11 protein-coding genes and 2 tRNA genes are annotated in these 16,716 nt (G+C 65.4%); 10 read left to right on the top strand and 3 right to left on the bottom strand.

All coding sequences use genetic code 11. The features are described 5' to 3' along the window. Window positions 1–28: 28 nt before the first annotated feature. On the bottom strand, window positions 29–505 hold the full coding sequence (locus tag AC1VXC_RS00300; RefSeq protein WP_313169576.1) for an LEA/WHy family protein: 477 nt from the start codon (window positions 503–505) through the stop codon (window positions 29–31). A gap of 186 nt (window positions 506–691) precedes the next feature. Between AC1VXC_RS00300 and AC1VXC_RS00305 the strand changes: the two genes are divergently transcribed. The 7 genes from AC1VXC_RS00305 to AC1VXC_RS00335 all read left to right on the top strand — a co-directional run bounded on the left by AC1VXC_RS00305 (window position 692) and on the right by AC1VXC_RS00335 (window position 9,580). Further along, window positions 692–4,057, top strand: a complete 3,366-nt coding sequence (locus AC1VXC_RS00305) for a TonB-dependent receptor (protein ID WP_481538358.1) — start codon at window positions 692–694, stop codon at window positions 4,055–4,057. A gap of 52 nt (window positions 4,058–4,109) precedes the next feature. Then, window positions 4,110–4,697 (top strand): RNA polymerase sigma factor, encoded by a 588-nt coding sequence (locus AC1VXC_RS00310; RefSeq protein WP_313493508.1) that lies wholly within the window; start codon window positions 4,110–4,112, stop codon window positions 4,695–4,697. After that, entirely contained in the window at window positions 4,681–5,685 is a 1,005-nt protein-coding gene (locus AC1VXC_RS00315) for a FecR family protein (protein WP_481538357.1), read from the top strand. The genes AC1VXC_RS00310 and AC1VXC_RS00315 overlap by 17 nt, the downstream gene beginning before the upstream one ends. Window positions 5,686–5,699: 14 nt before the next feature. After that, a complete protein-coding gene (locus AC1VXC_RS00320; RefSeq protein ID WP_481538356.1) occupies window positions 5,700–7,511 on the top strand; it encodes an amidohydrolase family protein in 1,812 nt (603 codons plus the stop codon). Between the two features lie 17 nt (window positions 7,512–7,528). After that, window positions 7,529–8,971 carry an amidohydrolase gene (locus tag AC1VXC_RS00325; RefSeq protein ID WP_481538355.1) on the top strand — a complete coding sequence of 481 codons (1,443 nt, stop codon included), beginning with the start codon at window positions 7,529–7,531 and terminating at the stop codon, window positions 8,969–8,971. 206 nt (window positions 8,972–9,177) lie between these two features. Then, a tRNA-Ala gene (locus AC1VXC_RS00330) sits at window positions 9,178–9,253 on the top strand. 251 nt (window positions 9,254–9,504) lie between these two features. Beyond that, a tRNA-Phe gene (locus AC1VXC_RS00335) sits at window positions 9,505–9,580 on the top strand. Between the two features lie 296 nt (window positions 9,581–9,876). Here AC1VXC_RS00335 and rnd read toward each other — a convergent pair. Then, on the bottom strand, window positions 9,877–10,959 hold the full coding sequence (gene rnd, locus AC1VXC_RS00340) for a ribonuclease D (RefSeq protein WP_481538354.1): 1,083 nt from the start codon (window positions 10,957–10,959) through the stop codon (window positions 9,877–9,879). An 84-nt stretch (window positions 10,960–11,043) separates the two neighbouring features. Here rnd and AC1VXC_RS00345 point away from each other — a divergent pair, with 84 nt between their 5' ends. The 3 genes from AC1VXC_RS00345 to AC1VXC_RS00355 all read left to right on the top strand — a co-directional run bounded on the left by AC1VXC_RS00345 (window position 11,044) and on the right by AC1VXC_RS00355 (window position 15,280). Then, a complete protein-coding gene (locus tag AC1VXC_RS00345; protein ID WP_482994986.1) occupies window positions 11,044–12,999 on the top strand; it encodes an SUMF1/EgtB/PvdO family nonheme iron enzyme in 1,956 nt (651 codons plus the stop codon). 66 nt (window positions 13,000–13,065) lie between these two features. Beyond that, window positions 13,066–13,980, top strand: a complete 915-nt coding sequence (locus AC1VXC_RS00350) for a M48 family metallopeptidase (RefSeq protein WP_313169586.1) — start codon at window positions 13,066–13,068, stop codon at window positions 13,978–13,980. Window positions 13,981–14,065: 85 nt separating this feature from the next. Then, window positions 14,066–15,280: a virulence factor family protein gene (locus AC1VXC_RS00355; protein WP_481538352.1), complete on the top strand. Its 1,215-nt coding sequence runs from the start codon at window positions 14,066–14,068 to the stop codon at window positions 15,278–15,280. Here AC1VXC_RS00355 and xseA read toward each other — a convergent pair. Further along, on the bottom strand, window positions 15,271–16,641 hold the full coding sequence (gene xseA, locus AC1VXC_RS00360; RefSeq protein ID WP_481538351.1) for an exodeoxyribonuclease VII large subunit: 1,371 nt from the start codon (window positions 16,639–16,641) through the stop codon (window positions 15,271–15,273). The genes AC1VXC_RS00355 and xseA overlap by 10 nt on opposite strands. Window positions 16,642–16,716: the final 75 nt, after the last annotated feature.

Consider the following 16,716-nt stretch of genomic DNA (forward strand, 5'->3'; position numbering starts at 1 on the left):
CTCGAACAATGCGGGAACGGGTGGGGGATCAGCGCAGCACGCCGGGCAGGCCCGGGGCCTGGTTGAGGCTGTTGCGCGATTTGATGTCGAAACTGCGTTGCTTCTTTTCTTCCGGGGTGGCGCTGACGCTGCCTTCCAGTTCGTAGAACAGCGAGCGGCCACCGGCTAGGGCATCGGCCACGACGATGCGTGCCGAAGACGAGGGCTGCAGGTGGACCTTGATGACGTCGGCCGATTCCGGGCCGATCGACAGCGCCGGGCTGGCGCTGAGCGTGCCGGCGGCTTCATCGCCAACCTTCACCGCCAGCGACACGTTGTCAAAGCGCATCGGCATGGAGCTGTAGTTGCGCAGGCGCAGTTCCACTTCCCAGTTGCCGTCATTGCCGACGCTCAGCTGCTGGATGCTGGCGGCAGGTTCAGAGACGCGCTTCACCGGGCCATTGCCGCAGGCGGTAAGTACAAGTGCGAGTACGGCCATCAGGGCGTACTGGGGGCGAAAACGCATGGGGCGTGGTCCTCGGGTCCTGAGCTTATCTCCCAAGAATACTACGGCGTATGGCGGCCTGTTGGGTACAGGTCTGCAAGATCAGCCACTATGACGATGGAATGGCGGAACCGGCGCGGTCATGCATCAAGTGATGCAAGGGGGCAGAGGTTGCCGTCATTCGCGTCATTTTCTGGGGATTCATCCATGCGTTCATTCAAGTTGTTGCCGCTTGCTAGCGCTATCCGCGGCGGTTTGGCAGTTGTGGCGCTCTGCGCCTCCGTTCCGGCGCTGGCAGCGCCGCCGCAGTTCGACCTTCAAGCAGGCAACATCGAGGATGTATTGCCTGAATTTGCCCGCCAGGCCGGCGTGCAGATCATCGCCCCGGCGCATTCAGGTGGCGCCCAGCGCATCGAGGTCGCCGAGTTGAAAGGGCAGATGGAGCCGCGCCAGGCGCTGGCCCGACTGCTCACCGGCACCGGCCTGAGCGTGGCCTCGGACGACGGCCGCACCATCACCCTGCGCGCGGCAACGCCGATGCTGGCTTCGCTCGGTGGGTTGGGTGGCCTGGCCGCAGGGCAGGCCGCAGCTCCGGCGGCGCCGCAGGAGGTTGTCGAGCCCATGCCGGCAGCGGCCAGCCCCAGCGTCAGCACGCTGGACCAGATCACCGTGGTCGGCAGCCAGATCAAGGGCGCCAAGACCGCCGCGATCCTGCCGGTGGCGACCTTGCAGGCTGAGCAGATCGAGGCCACCGGCGCCGTATCCGGCGACGAGCTGTACCGTTCCATCCCGCAGATGGGCGATGTCTCGTTCAGTGGCACCAATGGCGGCAACAGTTCCAACTACGCGCGCGGCGACATCGCCTCGGTCAACCTGCGCGGCCTTGGCGTGGGCAACACCCTGCTGCTGATCAACGGCCGCCGCACCGTGGTCCATCCCACCAGCCAGGCCGACGGCAACCTGGTGCCGGTGCTGACCTACAACGCCAATGCGGTGCCGGTATCCAACCTGCGCCGTGTTGAAGTGCTGCTGGACGGCGCGGCTGCCATCTACGGTACCGACGCGGTGGCCGGTGTGGTCAACAACGTACTGCGCGACGACATGGACGGCGGCACCATCAGCGTGCAGAAGGGCTTCGGTGAAGGCACCGACCTGCGCGATATCGGCGTCAACGGCATGTGGGGCAAGAATTCCGAAGACCTGCGCTCCAATATCACCATCGCCTTCAATTACTACAACACCACCGGCTTGAACTCGCTGGACCAGGACTGGACCAAGAACGGCAACCGTGCGGCCGACTTCCTCGGCACGCCGTTTGAAGGCCTGGCCGGCACCGACAATCGCAACACCAACAGCCCGTGGGGCAACTTCACCGTGGTTGGCCCGCGCGTGTCCAAGAACGGCACCTGGTTGACCACCACCGCCGGTGCCTTCCATGTGCAGCCCACCAGCAACAGCGGTTGCGCGGCAACCATCGCCGATGGCCTGTGCGTGCAGTCCGGCAGCAAGGCGACTTCCGGTGCCGACGCCAACCTGCGCGACAACCAGCAGGGTCAGTATCCGTTGTCGATCAGCCCGGACGTGCGTCGTTTGAATCTGTTCGTCACCGGCAAGCATGATTTCGACAACGGCCTGTCGTTCTTCAGCGAAGCCGGCGTCTATAACTCGCGCGCCTACAGCCTGCAGAACGGCGTCAACACCATCACCGCCTTGCCGATGACGGTGGCAGCCAGCAACTACTGGAACCCGTTCGGCGCGATGTACCTGCCCGATGGCTCGCTCAACCCGAACCGCCTGCAGGGATTGAACATCGGCGCCAACGGCGTGCCGGTGACCATCACCAGCTACCGCTTCGAGCGGCCGACCCGCATTGAGGTCAACAATACCCAGGTGCGCGCCTTGGCCGGGCTGCGTGGCTTCCACTACGGCTTCGACTGGGAAAGCGCCGCGCTGTACTCGGCGGCCAGGGTCAAGGACACGCAGGATGCAGTGAGCATGTCGTTGTTCCAGCAGGCCCTGGCCAATCCCACCGCCTCGGCCTACAACCCGTTCTGCGGTGGCTGCAATGATTGGGACAAGCTGGACCAGTTCTTCTACAAGGCACAGCGCCAGAGCAAGACCGAGCTGTTCCTGTGGGACTTCAAGGCCTCGCGCGCAGACCTGTTCAAGACCTGGGCCGGCGATGTCGGCATGGCCGCGGGCCTGGAGGTGCGCCACGAAACCCAGCGCGATGACCGTGATGCACGCGTCGATGGCTCGGTGACCTTCACCGATGCGATCACCGGCGTTGCCTATCCCAGCGACATGTACGGCGTCAGCCCGACCCCGGACACCTATGGTTCGCGCACCGTCGCCGGCCTGTTCGCCGAGTTCTCGGTGCCGCTGGTATCGCCGGAAATGAACATCCCGCTGGTGCGCTCGCTGGACCTGCAGGTGGCCGGCCGCGCTGAGCGCTACAACGATTTCGGCAATGTCGCCAAGCCGAAGCTGGCGCTGGGCTGGCAGGTGTTTGATGGCCTGACCCTGCGTTCGTCCTGGGCCAAGGGCTTCCGTGCGCCCAACCTGGAGCAGATCAACGCCACGGTGGTGAGCCGTTCCAACACCCGCACCGATTACATCCAGTGCGAGGCGGACAAACGCAGCGGTGCACAGCCGGCGTTCGCCAACTGCGGCGGCTACAGCTACTCCACCACCGCGCGTCGCTCGGGCAACCCGGACCTGAAACCGGAAACCTCGACCAATACCAGCGCCGGCCTGGTCTTCCAGCCGCGCTTCATCCCGGAGAACTACGGCCGCTTCACCTTCGCCGTTGACTACTACAAGTACGAACAGGAAGGCATCATCGGCCTGTTCGGCGAAGGCAATGCGCTGATCCTGGACTACATGCTGCGCCAGCAGGGCGGTAGCAACTCGGCGGTGGTGCGTGCAGATGCGACTGCTGACGACATCGCCCGTTTCGCAGGCACAGGTCTGGATGCTGCCGGCAAGGTGCTGTACGTCACCGACCAGTACGTCAACCTGGAGCCGCAGACCTTGCGTGGCGTTGACTACAACTTCAGCTGGAACTCGCCGGAAACCGCGATCGGCCGCTTCGATCTTTCGGTCACCGGTACCCATCTGATCGAGTTCTACCGCCAGCGTTCGCCGGCACTGCAGGCGCTGGAAGATGCCAAGTCCGCAGGGCTGGTGGATCCGTCGATCCGCATCACCGGTGGCGGTGACCTGATCGGCAATGGCGGCAACCCGGAGTGGAAGTGGTCCGGCACGCTGACCTGGCGTTACCAGCAGCTGTCGGTGGGTGCGAGCGCGCGTTATGCCAGTTCCTATGTCGAGAATGGCCTGACCCTCGCCGATGGGACGCCGTGGACGGTGAAGTCGCAGACGCTGGCCAATGCCTTCGTCAAGTATGACTTCGCGCGCGAAGGCTGGCTCAACAACGTGGCAGTCAAGGTCGGTGCCAACAACATCGCCAACAAGCGCCCGCCGATCTCCGACGATGTGTTCGGTTACCCGTCGGGTGTCTACCAGGCCAATCCGCGTTACTGGTACGTCAACGTGAGCAAGGCGTTCTGATGCAGAAAAACGTTCCATTCCGCCATGTCGCGGGAGCCGGGCAGGTGCCGCGATGAACGCGGCGCTTGCGCGGGAGCGTGCCGGCTGGTTGGCCGAGCACATATTGCCTTGCGAGCCCGCGCTGCGGGACTGGCTGCGGCGGCGCCTGTCGCTGCGCCAGGATGTGGATGACGTGATCCAGGAAACCTACGCCATCCTCGCCGGAATGGCGGATGTATCGCACATCCTGCAGCCCAAGGCCTACGTGTACTCGGTCGCCCACTCGGTGGTGCTGCAGCAGTTGCGGCGCGCGCAGGTGGTGTCGATCGAGGCGGTGGCCGAGATCGACCGTGTCGCCATCATCGGTGACGAAGTCAGCCCGGAGCGGATGGCGTCGTCACGACAGGAGCTGGCACGCATCGGCGCCTTGATCGAAAGCCTGCCGGACAAGTGTCGGCAGGCCTTCGTGCTGCGGCGTGTGGAGGGCTACTCGCAGCGCGAGATTGCCGAACGCATGCAGATCAGCGAGAACACCGTGGAGAAACACATCTGCAAGGGAATCCGGGTATTGATGGATTCGATGAAGCGTGATGACGACGTAATGCAGAAGAGTAGTGAGCGGTTCGCCGCGGAAGGAGCAAGGCATGCGCGTCGGCGCTGATGCGAGTATTGATGATGTAGCCGCCAGTTGGGTGGCGCGCGAAGACCGCGCGCAACTCACGGTGGAGGAACGTGCGCAACGTGATGCCTGGCTGGAAGCCGATACGCGCCACTTTGGCGCTTATGCCCGCGCCCATGCAGTGCTGGCACGTACCGACCGCGCACGCGCGCTGTCGGCCGGCGAAATGGACCGTGCATTCACCGCACGCGCGCCACGACGGGCGCGGCGCGTACTGCGCTGGGCAATGGGTCTGGCCGCCGTGGTTGGCGTGCTCGCCATCGGCGTACAACGCCAGGACGATGGGGCCGAGTACTTCGCCACCCGCAAGGGCGAGATTCTGCGCGTGCCGCTGCAGGACGGCTCGGCAATCACGCTGGATTCGGACTCGCAGGTGCGGGTGCAGTTCAGCGCGACCCGCCGTGATATCCATCTGCTGCAGGGCGAGGCTTTGTTCGATGTGGCCAAGAATCCGCAACGTCCATTCGTGGTGCGCGCGGAGGAAACCGATATCACCGCGGTAGGCACCAGTTTCGCGGTCAGCCTCACCGAGCGCCGCAGCGGCGGTGTGGAAGTGCTGGTGCGCGAGGGCATCGTCGATGTGGCCGATACCCAGGGTGCGGTCGCCCCTGCGCGGCTGGTAGCCAACTACCGCGCGCTGGCCAACCGCAGCCACGGCATCCGCATCGAGGCGGTGCCCACGGATGACGTGGACCAGCAACTGGCCTGGCGTGAAGGCATGTTGTCGTTCAACGGCGACACCTTGTCGGTGGCGGCAGCGCAGTTCCTGCGCTATAGCGATACCCGCATCGTCATCGATGACCCGCTGGTGGGCAGCCGCCGTATCGTTGGCCTGTATTCGGCCAGTGACCCGCGCGGTTTCGCCAACAGCGTCGCCTTGAGCCTTGGCCTGGTGGTGCAGCAGCGCGGAGACGTGGTGCGGCTGAGCTCCCCTGATGCCGCGCCGCGGGCGGCGCGGTCCATGCAATGAATCCGGATAAGAACATGCATTACAACAGCAAGCGTGGTTTCGCCTTGGCGGTGCTGACCGCGGCACTACTGGGAGCAGGGCAGGCCTGCGTGGCCGCTACTGCCGGCGACAAAGCCGTGTTGATCCGCGATGCCATGGTCTTCGATGGCACCGGCCGCGCTCCCTATGCGGCCAGCGTGCTGGTCGAGGACGGTCGCATTGCTGCCATCGGCGCCGAGCTGGCAGCCCCCAAGGGCGCACGCGTTGTCAATGCAGGGGGCCAGGCGTTGCTGCCGGGTCTGTTCGATCTGCACACGCACTGGACGCCGAACGCCACGCCGTCGGAATTGCCGCAGGTAGCGAACCTTTACATGGCGGCCGGCGTCACCACAGTCAGCGATTTCCACGAGCCACCAGAAGCCTATGCGCCGCGCCGTGCATGGCTGGCCTCGATTGCCGCACCCGACGTCAAGTTCGCCGCGCGCATGAGCACACCGCTCGGCCATGGCGCGGATTGGGGTGACGAGAACACCACCCGCTGGGTGAACTCACCCGAGGCCGCGCGTGCAGGCGTGCGTGCGGTGGCTGCCTACAAGCCGGATTTCATCAAGGCCTTCACCGATGGCTGGCGCTATTCCAATGCCGCCGACAACAGCAGCATGGACGAGGAAACCCTCACCGCACTGGTCGACGAGGCGCACAAGAACGGTCTCAAGGTGTTCACCCATACGGTGATGGTCAAGCGCGGCAAGGCTGCCGCACGTGCGGGCGTGGACGTGATCGCACACAGCGTGCAGGACGGTGCGGTTGACGACGAGTTGGTCGCATTGATGCGCGAGCACGGTACCGCCTATGCACCTTCGCTGGCGGTGTATCTGCCCGAACGCGTCGATGGCAGCGGACGTAGCAATGGCAAGCCGGATGTGCTGGCCCAGCGCGAGCAGAACTTCGCCAACGCGTTGCACAACGTCAAGACGCTGCACGATGCCGGTATCCCGGTAGTGGTGGGCACCGATGCAGGCATGACCGGTACCCCACACGGTACCTCGACCTTGCGCGAACTGGAGCTGCTGGTGCAGGCCGGGCTGACCCCGAGCGAGGCGCTGCTGGCGGGTACGTCGGCCAGCGCCAAGGCGCTGGGCGTGAATGACCGCGGCAGCATCGAGGTCGGCAAGCGTGCGGATCTGTTGCTGGTAAGCGGTCGCCCGTGGGAGCGCATCGGCGACGTTCGCAATACGCAGCAGGTATACGTGGCTGGTCGCCAGGTGCAAGGCAAGGGCGCGGTGTTGCCGGTCGGCAACAAGGCCTTGGCCTTGCCAGCGCAGCCGGTGCAGTCACTGGTTGATGACTTCGAGCGCAGCGATGGCCGTACCGCCCTGGACACGCTGCGCGTGGACGAGGCCGACGGTGGCAATGACCGCACCGCGCAGGTCACCGAGATCGTCGCACGCGAAACCGGCGGCAACGCACTGGCGACCCAGGCCAAGCTGTCCAGCAAGGACACTGCTTTTGCTGCGGCCATCCTGCCGCTGAGCCGTGGTTCGGTGGCGCCGGTGGATGCGCGTGCCTATCGCGGCATCCGCTTGGAGCTGCGCGGCAGCGCACCGGAATTGCGACTGGAAGTGCGGGCCTTGGGCAACCGTCGTTTCATTGCGCCACTGCAGGCCGGGGCGCAATGGCAGACGGTGGAGATTCCGTTCACCGCACTGCAGGGCCAGCCCCCGTATCGCGCCAAGGCACCCGTGGCGGTGTGGAAGGGCGATGACCTGCAGCAACTGGTTGTCTCCGGCAGCGGCGAACCCGGCAGCAAGCTGTGGTTCGAGATCGACAACGTCAGTTTCTATTGATGCGTGAGGCTGGCTGGATGGAGACCCGTTATCTGCGTGCCGCTCTGCTGGCAGCGTTGCTTCCTCTTGCAGGAACCACACTTGCCGCGGACGTGATCAGTACGTTGGACAGCTATGCGCAGCGGCAGGCTGAGGTTGGGCAGCAGTTGTGGCAGCAGCCTGAGCTCGGCTATCTGGAACATGCATCCTCGGCCTTGCTGCAGAAGGAACTACAGCAGGCGGGCTTCCATATCCAGGCCAATATCGCAGGCATGCCGACGGCCTTCGTCGCAAGCTTCCGCAATGGCAGCAAGGGGCCGGTGATCGGGCTGCTGGCAGAGATGGATGCGCTGCCTGGCATGGCCCAGGCGGCGGCGCCGGTGCGCAGCGTCATCGCCGGCCAGGTTGCGGGTCAGGCCTGCGGGCACAATCTGTTTGGTGCGGCATCGGTGGGCGCAGCACGTGCCTTGGCGCAGTGGATGCAGCAGACCGGTGCGCCCGGCGAAGTGCGGCTGTACGGAACGCCGGCGGAGGAGGGCGGCTCCGGCAAGGTATACATGGCCAAGGCGGGGCTGTTCGATGATGTGGATGTGGTGCTGCATTGGCACCCGTCCGCCGAAAACTCCGCTGCGCAGGGCACGACGCTGGCCAACATCAGCGGCAAGTTCCGTTTCCACGGGCGTGCCGCCCACGCCGCCATCGCCCCCGAGCGCGGCCGCTCCGCGCTGGATGGCGTGGAAGCCTTCAATTACATGGTCAACCTGATGCGCGAGCACGTGCCCGATGGCACCCGCATCCATTACGTGATCAGCAACGGTGGCGCCGCACCCAACGTGGTGCCGGATGCCGCTGAGGCCTACTACTACGTTCGCCACACCGACCCGGCAGTCGTACGCGACGTCATCGAGCGCCTGCAGAAGGCAGCCGAAGGCGCAGCAATGGGCACGGGTACCACGGTCGAATTCGAGCCGACCGGTGGCGTGTACTCGCTGTTGCCCAGTGACACGCTTGGGCAGGTGATGCAGACAGCGCTGCAGCAGGTTGGCGGCGTGCAGTACGATCCGGCCGAGCAGGCATTCGCTAAGAAGCTGCAGGAGAGCCTGGAAAAGCGCCCGGACCTGCAGGTGGCAACACAGCTGCAGCCCTACCGTGCGGATCAGGCGGGCAGCGCATCCACCGATGTTGGCGACGTCAGCTGGAACGTCCCCACGGCCGGCGTCAGTACAGCCACCTGGGTGCCCGGAACCCCAGCGCACAGCTGGCAGGCAGTAGCGGCATCGGGGATGTCGATCGGTTCCAAAGGAGCGTTGAATGCCGCCAAGGTAATGGCCCTGGCCGGCGTGCAGCTGCTGCAGTCGCCGGAGTTGGTAGCCAAGGCCAAGCAGGAGTTCGACGAGCGCCGCGGCGCAGGCTTCCGCTATGTGCCGCTGCTGCAGCGGGATGCGCCGCCGCTGGACTACCGGCGCAAGACCAAGGACTGAGGCACGCTGTCGCGCGATTGCAATCTTGGTTCTACGCGGGCTTCACCGCTGCGTGGGCAAGGTGGCGGCCGGAGTGATGTTGCTGGGTAGCCCATCGCGCCCTCGGGCGGCGACCCGATCCCCTCCATCGGGTCGCCGTTCGTGTTCGATCCGGGCTGGGCGTTTTGCGTGACGCGGGCAACAGCGCTATGCTCGGTTCACCGTGTGGGGCGGTAGCTCAGCTGGGAGAGCGTCGCGTTCGCAATGCGAAGGTCGGGAGTTCGATCCTCCTCCGCTCCACCAAGTCTTCAAGCAAAGAAGCCGCATTGGATGATGCGGCTTCTTTGCGTTTTTGCGCTGGGAATAGGTGGTTTGGCGAATTTTTCGCCATGTGGCGGCGCGGCTTCTGCGTGTGAAGCCTCGCTACACAAGGCATTTCGAGGAATTTTCGGCGGATGTGAAAATTTTTGTGAAATTGGCTTGCCGAAACCGAAATAGCTCCGTAATATACGCCTCCTCGACGGCAGCAACGCCGACGAAAACAAAACAAAAGTGGCCGAGTAGCTCAGTTGGTAGAGCAGGGGATTGAAAATCCCCGTGTCGGCGGTTCGATTCCGTCCTCGGCCACCAAAAATTTCAAGGGCTCGCAGAAATGCGAGCCCTTTTTTGTTGTTTGTTTTCGGCGGATTTGTGCCGGTTGCGATTGTCTTGGTGCTTTGCGTTTGCGGTTTGTAGGAGCGGCGTTAGCCGCGAGGCTGAGGTTGCCAAAATTGCAGGGGAGGCTGCGATCTTGTGGGTCGTTTGCTTCGCGGCTTACGCCGCTCCCACACGTGCATGCACGTGTGCATGCGTTCTTTGGTGGTTTTTGCCGAGCATGGCTCGGCACTACAGCTAACGCGGCCCCGACCTGGTCGGGGCTTGGGTGCTCAGTTGCTTGGCAGCAATGGGCGCAGTACGGGCTCCAGCTGTTCGCGGCGCCAGCCGGCCAGGGCGGTCGGCCAGTTGCCGCTTTCCAGCAGTGCTTCCAGGTGCTTGCGTGAGGCCAGCAGGCCTTCGGGCAGTTCCAGTTCCGCTGTGCGCTTGCTGACGGCGTCCTGCAGGCGCTTGAGCGCGCTCTTGTTGCTGTCGGTGGCCTGCAGTGCCATCGGTGCATCGGCTTCGTCGGCAAGCGGGGTGTTCAGTGCTTCCCATACCTGCTGGGCCAGCTTGCGCGGAGCCTTGGGGAAGCGGCCGAAAACTTTCAGCATGGCGTCGTAGTCGGCTGGTGGGTTGCGTGCCAGCAGGTTGGCCAGTTCGTTGTCCAGAATCCAGCTGCGTGGCTTGTCACTGCTGCGTGCCTGCTGGTCACGCCAGCGCAGCAGCCGCAGCAGCCGCAGCTGCGCATCGCGCTCCAGTGCCTGCGAGGAGCGCATCGACAGGTGTGGCCAATGCTCGCCTTCATCGCCTTCGACGCTGGCCAGCAGACGCTCGCCGTCATCCTGCAGCCACTGCGTGCGGCCTGAGGCCTGCAGCTTGGCGCTGATGGTGTCGTGCAGGGCGAACAGATATTCGACGTCGTCGGCGGCGTATTCCAGCTGCGCGTCGCTGAGCGGGCGCTTGAGCCAGTCCGAGCGGGTCTCGCCCTTGGGCAGGGTGACGCCGGTAACCTCGGCGACCAGCTTCTGGTAGCCCATGCCGCCGCCGATGCCGGCCAGTGCGGCACCGATCTGGGTATCGAACAGTGGGCGTGGCAGTGCGTCGCATGCACACTTGAAGGCGACCAGGTCCTCGCTGGCGCTGTGCATGACCTTGGTGATCGAGGCGTCGGTCAGCCAGGGCTTCAAGGCCTCGCACATGCCCGGTATCAGCGGGTCGATCAGCAGGATTTCATCGCCGACCGCCATCTGTACCAAGGCCAGCTGCGGCCAATAGGTACGTTCGCGGATGAACTCGGTGTCCAGCCCGATCCGGTTCGGGCGCTGGCGGTAGCGTTCTTCCAACTCCGCCGGGTGTTTGATCCAGTAAGCCACGTGGGGTTCCGTCAACTGCAGGGTTTGCTCAGGCAGGCGAGAATAGCCTAACGTCGGGCCGCTCCCGGGAAAGTGTGCAAGGTAATGGAGGCGTTTTTGGGTAGAACCGGCCAATTGTTGGGTTTGACGGTGCTGTTGTTGGCGCTGGCGGGCTGTGGCGGCGGCGCGCCGCAACCGCCTCCGGCTGCGCCCAATGCCGAACCTTCAAAGAGCCCGGGTCTGGTCGAGCGGCTGGGAGCCCGTGCCGAAGCGCGTGCCGAAGCCAAGGCCGAAGCGGCAGCTGCCGCCAAGGCGGAGGTGGGGGCAGCGACGCCGGATCCTGCTCCGCAGGTGGAGAGCATCGCGCTGCCGGTGTGGAACGCGCCGGAGGTGAGCCTGCAGCCCGGGCAGTTGGCCGAAGCACGCAAGGCGGCCGACAAGGCGCTGGCCGAGGACCGGCTGTACCGCGATGCGCAGGATGCCATCCCGCTGTATCTGGCGATCCTGGCCGAGCAGCCGCAGGACCGCGGCGCCCAGCGCGGCCTGGAGAAGGCCCGGCAGCGTCTGCGGGCACAGGCCACGGCCCTGATGGCGCAACCGGAGAACCAGCGACAGGCACTGGCGCAGGCTGCCGAAATCGCCGGGGTGGCGGTGGCATTGGCGCCGGAAGGGAAGGCCGAACAGGCCTTGCAGCAACGTATCGCGGTTGCCCGGCGTCTGTTGGCGCTCAACCGCGCAGGGGAGCAGGCGCTGCGCCAGCACCAGTTTGGTGAGGACGGCGGTGGTGCACAGGCGGCGTTCCGTGAAGTACTGGCTGCCGACCCGCTCAACAGTCGTGCCCGGCAGGGGCTGGCGGCGGTCGAGAGCGGCTTGATCCGTCGCGCCGAGCGCGCCGCGGCAGTGGATTCGGACTTCGCCGCCGCAGCGCGATGGCTGGACAAGGCCACCACCATCCGCGGCGAGGCGGTGACGCTGAAAGATGCCCGTACGCGTATCGAGGGCATTCGCACCGCCCAGCTCGATGCCCTGCGCGAAGGTGGCCTGCGTGACCTGGTCTCGTCCAAGGGCTTGAAGGATGCACGCCTGAAACTGGCACAGGCCGAGCGGATCGCATTGCCCGGGGATCGCACCGTGGCCTTGCTGCGCGAGCGTATCGAGCTGGTCACCCATTACGGCAGCTTCCGTCCCGGGCAGGTGTTCAGTGATGCCCTGAGCGATGGCAGCCGCGGGCCGCAGATGGTGGTAGTGCCGTATGGCAGCTTCCAGATGGGTGTGGCCGAGGGCGAGATCGGCAGCAGCGATGCCGAGCGTCCGCAGCATCTGGTGCGCTTCGAGCGTGGCTTTGCGATGTCGATCACCGAGGTCACCGTGGCCGAGTTCCGCCGTTTCGTGGAAGCGGCCAAGGCGCGCCCGCGTGCAACACGCCGCGGTCATTCCATCGTCTATGACGAGCGTAGCGGCAATTTCATCCGCCGCAGCGGGGTGGATTGGCAGTCCGACTACAACGGCGTCAAGGCCGCGCCCAACAGCCCGGTGATGCATGTCAGTGTGCGTGATGCCGAAGCCTATGCGGCCTGGTTGTCCGAGCAGACCGGGCGTTACTACCGGCTGCCCAGCGAGTCGGAGTTCGAATACGCGCTGCGTGCTGGCAGCGAAGGTCGCTATCCGTGGGGGCGGTCGATGACGCCACCGGAGAACAGCGGCAACTTCACCGGCAGTCTGGACGTGTCGCCCAGCGGCCGGCACTGGAACAATGCCTTCATCGGCTACGGCGATGGTTTCTGGGGCACGGCGCCGGTCGCCATGTTCCGTGCCAATGCCTGGGGCCTGCATGACATCAGCGGCAATGTCAGCGAGTGGGTGGCCGATTGCTGGCACGCCAGCTACCGGCGTGCACCAGCCGATGGCGCGGCCTGGTTCAACCCGGGGTGCCGGCAACGGGTGATCCGTGGCGGCAACTGGGCCAATGCGCCGGAGCAGACCCGTGCGGCGTGGCGGCAGTCACAGGACTCGGACGTCACCTCGGCGCGTATCGGCTTCCGCCTGGTACGCGGAATTTGACCTCGCCGCGGCGTACGCTAGCGGTACCATCGGCCAAGGCCAGCCCGGTCCAGACGGAATCCAACCATGCGACAAGATCCTTTCGGTAACCAAGGCAATGGCGGACAGCGCCGGCGTGGCGGTGGTCTGTTCGGCAATATCCGCTGGGTGATCCTGCTGGGCTTTGCGGTTTATGGGGGCTGCTACTACTTTGGCAACCGCTCGGTGGACCCGTATACCGGCGAGAAGGTGCTGATCGACAGTTCGCTGGACGCCAATGAAGAGAAGGCGATGGGCTTGCAGGCCTATCAGGAGATCCTGGCACAGGAGCGGCCGGTCGATCCGAACTCGCAGATCGCCCGCCAGGTGCGCGAGATCGCCAGTCGCCTGATCGCCAAGGTCGACGTGGTGGAAACCTCGCTGGCGCAGGAGCACGGCCTGCAGCCGCAGCACTTCGCCAAGGACTTCGAGTGGGACGTGAACGTGCTGCAGTCCGATGAAGCCAATGCGTTCTGCCTGCCTGGCGGCAAGATGGCGGTGTATACCGGCTTGATTCCGGTCGCGCAGAATGCCGATGCGCTGGCGGTGGTGATGGGGCACGAAATCGCCCATGCCTTGTTGCGGCATGGTGCCCAACGCATGGCCCAGCAGAAGCTGACCCAGATCGGGCAGATGGCTGGTGCTGCCAGTGGCATGGATGTCCAGCAGCAACAGATGATGATGTCGGCGATGGGTTATGGCTATCTGCTGCCGTATGCACGCTCGCACGAAACCCAGGCCGATGAGGTTGGACTGATGCTGGCAGCCGCGGCTTGCTTCAATCCCGAAGAAGCGGTGCCGCTGTGGCAGCGCATGAGCCAGGCCAGCGGTGGCCAGGCGCCACCGGAGTTCTCTTCCACGCACCCCAATCCGGGCACCCGCATCCAGAATCTGCAGGCGCTGATGCCCAAGGCACTGGAGTACCGGCAGCGCTACTGCACGGCCGGCGCAGCCGCCCGCTAGCACCGGCCGCGACGTACTGCACAAGCACGTAACGAACGCCGGTGGATGCTCGCCGGCGTTCCTGCTGTGTGGCCAGAGGTTGCGGATGCGACGTGGAGCGTTGCCGGTGTTGGGCGTGCTGTTGATCATGGTGGCGGTCGGCTGGGGCTGGGCGGCACATGCCGGACAGCTGTCCGCAGGCCGCTACGGCCGCGTGCAGGTGGTGGAGCCGCCGGTCGCGCCGCGTGGTCTGGTGATCTACTTTGCCGACCCTGCCTTGTCGCGGACGCAGCGCAGGCAGTTTGCCGGGCGGCTGGCACACGCAGGCGCATGGGTGTCGGTGGTGGACGCAGCGCGTTATCGACAGCGGCTGCAGAAGGGCAATGGCAGCTGCCGGGCGATGGCCGATGATGCGGCGTTGCTTGCCCAGAAGCTGCTCAAGCGCGAGCGTGCCGGGCAGTTCTACCTGCCGGTGCTGGTCGGCCAGGGCAGCAGTGCCGGTTTGGTGCGCGACAGCGCGGCCGGTGCCGCACCTGGCGAGTTTGCCGCGGCCTTGGTTACCGCGGACGGCGCAGCATTAAGCAATGCCAGCTGCGTTGGCGGAACGGTAGCTGTGCAGGTCAAGTCCTTGCCGGAGGATGCGTTGTTGGCGGCGGTATCGGCGGCGCTGAACGCCGCACCTGTACAGGGCGTGGCGACGCTGCCCTTGGTCGAGATGCCGGCTGCAGGCAGCAAGCGGCTGGTGGTGTTGATTTCCGGTGACGGCGGCTGGCGTGACCTGGACAAGGGGCTGGCGCACGAACTCAACCAACGCGGCATTTCCGTGGTCGGCTGGAACAGCCTGCGTTACTTCTGGAAGAAACGTACCGCTGCACAGACAGGTGCCGATCTGGACAATGTGGTGCGCACTTATCGGCAGCGTTGGCAGGCTGACGACGTGGCGCTGGTTGGCTATTCGTTTGGCGCCGATGTGCTGCCCTTCGCCTATCCGCTGCTCAGCGGGGAGCAACGCAGCGCGGTACGGCTGGTGTCCTTGTTGGGGCTTGCCCACGGTGCGGATTTCGAGGTGCGGGTAGGCGGCTGGCTGGGCTGGTTCCGGGCCCAGGAAGTGCCTGTGCAGCCTGCGTTGGCCGGCTTGCAGCCGGTCGCGCACCAGTGTGTTTACGGGGTGGATGAGAAGGACAGCCTTTGCCGCGACCTGCGAGGTGATGCGCACATGCAGGTGGTTGAGCTCCCCGGTGGGCATCACTTCGATCGTGATCCGGGCAAGCTGGCGCGGATCATTGTCGATCGTTGGGATGCGGCGCCGGCTCAGCCCTGAGTGGAATCGCCGGGTGCTGGCTTGGTGCTGATCTGTTCAACCCTCAATTGCAGCTCGCCTTCTGCCAGACGGGCGCGCAGCTGTTCGCCGGGCTTGACCTGCCCGGCGCTGCGGACCAGGGCGCCGTCCTCAAGCCTGGTCAGTATCGAATAACCACGCGCCACGGTAGCCAGGGGGCTCACCGCTTCCAGTGAGCGGGCGACGCCGCGCAGACGCAATGCATCGCGCTGCAACTGGCGCGCCATCGCCGCATGGGCGCGCGGTGCCAGGGTTGCCAGCTTCTCGGCCAATGCATTCAAGCGGCGCTGTGGCTGGGTGCTGCGCAGCACGGTGGCAGCGTGGCGGAGTCGAGATGCGCGACGTTCCTGTTGCTGTTGCCAGGTGGCGTGCAGGCGTGCGAAGGCAGCTTCCTGGCGATGCTTGAGCAGGTTCAGGCGTGCCTGCGGGCTATGTGCCTGCAGCCGCAAGGCAGCACGGTCGGCGCGCTGCATGGCCTGGCTCATTGCGTGGACCTGCAGCTGCTGCAGGCGTTGCGCCAAGCGGCGTACCCGCAGCACAAGATCGCGCTGGTCCGGGACCAGCAGCTCGGCGGCCACGGAAGGCGTCGGTGCGCGCAGATCGGCGGCGAAGTCGCTCAGGCTGAAGTCGGTTTCGTGGCCTACCGCCGAGACCACCGGTGTGTTGCTGGCGGCGACTGCACGCGCCAGCTGTTCATCGTTGAAGGCCCACAGGTCTTCCAGCGAGCCACCGCCGCGGGTCAGCAGGATCACGTCGTAACGGCCACTGGCATCGGCCTGGCGCAGCAGCGAGGTGATCTGCGGTGCGGCGGTGGCGCCCTGTACCAGCGACGGCAGCAGCTCGACTTCCAGCATCGGGAAACGCCGCTCCAGCACGCTCAGTACGTCACGCACCGCCGCGCCGCTGGGCGAGGTGATCACCGCCAGCCGGCGCACGTGCGCTGGCAGCGGACGCTTGCGCGCCGGGTCAAAAAGGCCCTCGGCTTCGAGCCGGGCCTTGAGTTCGTCGTAGGCACGGCGCAGCGCACCTTCGCCGGCTTCTTCCATGTGGTCGAGGATCAGCTGGTAGTCGCCGCGTGCTTCGTACAGCGTCAAACGACCGCGCACCAGCACGCGCATGCCTTCGCGCGGGAGGAACTTCAGCCACTGGCTCTTGGGTTTGAACATCGCCGCACGCACCTGTGCGCGCGCGTCTTTCAGGGTGAAGTACAGGTGCCCGGAGGCGGGCCGGCTGACACTGCCCAGCTCGCCTTCCACCCAGACCATCGGGAACGTGCTCTCCAGAAGATCGCGCGCCAGGGTGTTGAGCTGGTTGGGGGTGAGGACGTCGTTGCTGGAGGTCATGGTTCAACTGCTATGCCGATAGGGCGCCGGTCCGCGCCGGGGCGCAGGCGAGCTGACGGTCCCTATCTTACGGGA

Source organism: Stenotrophomonas sp. STEN033 (genome assembly GCF_056856655.1).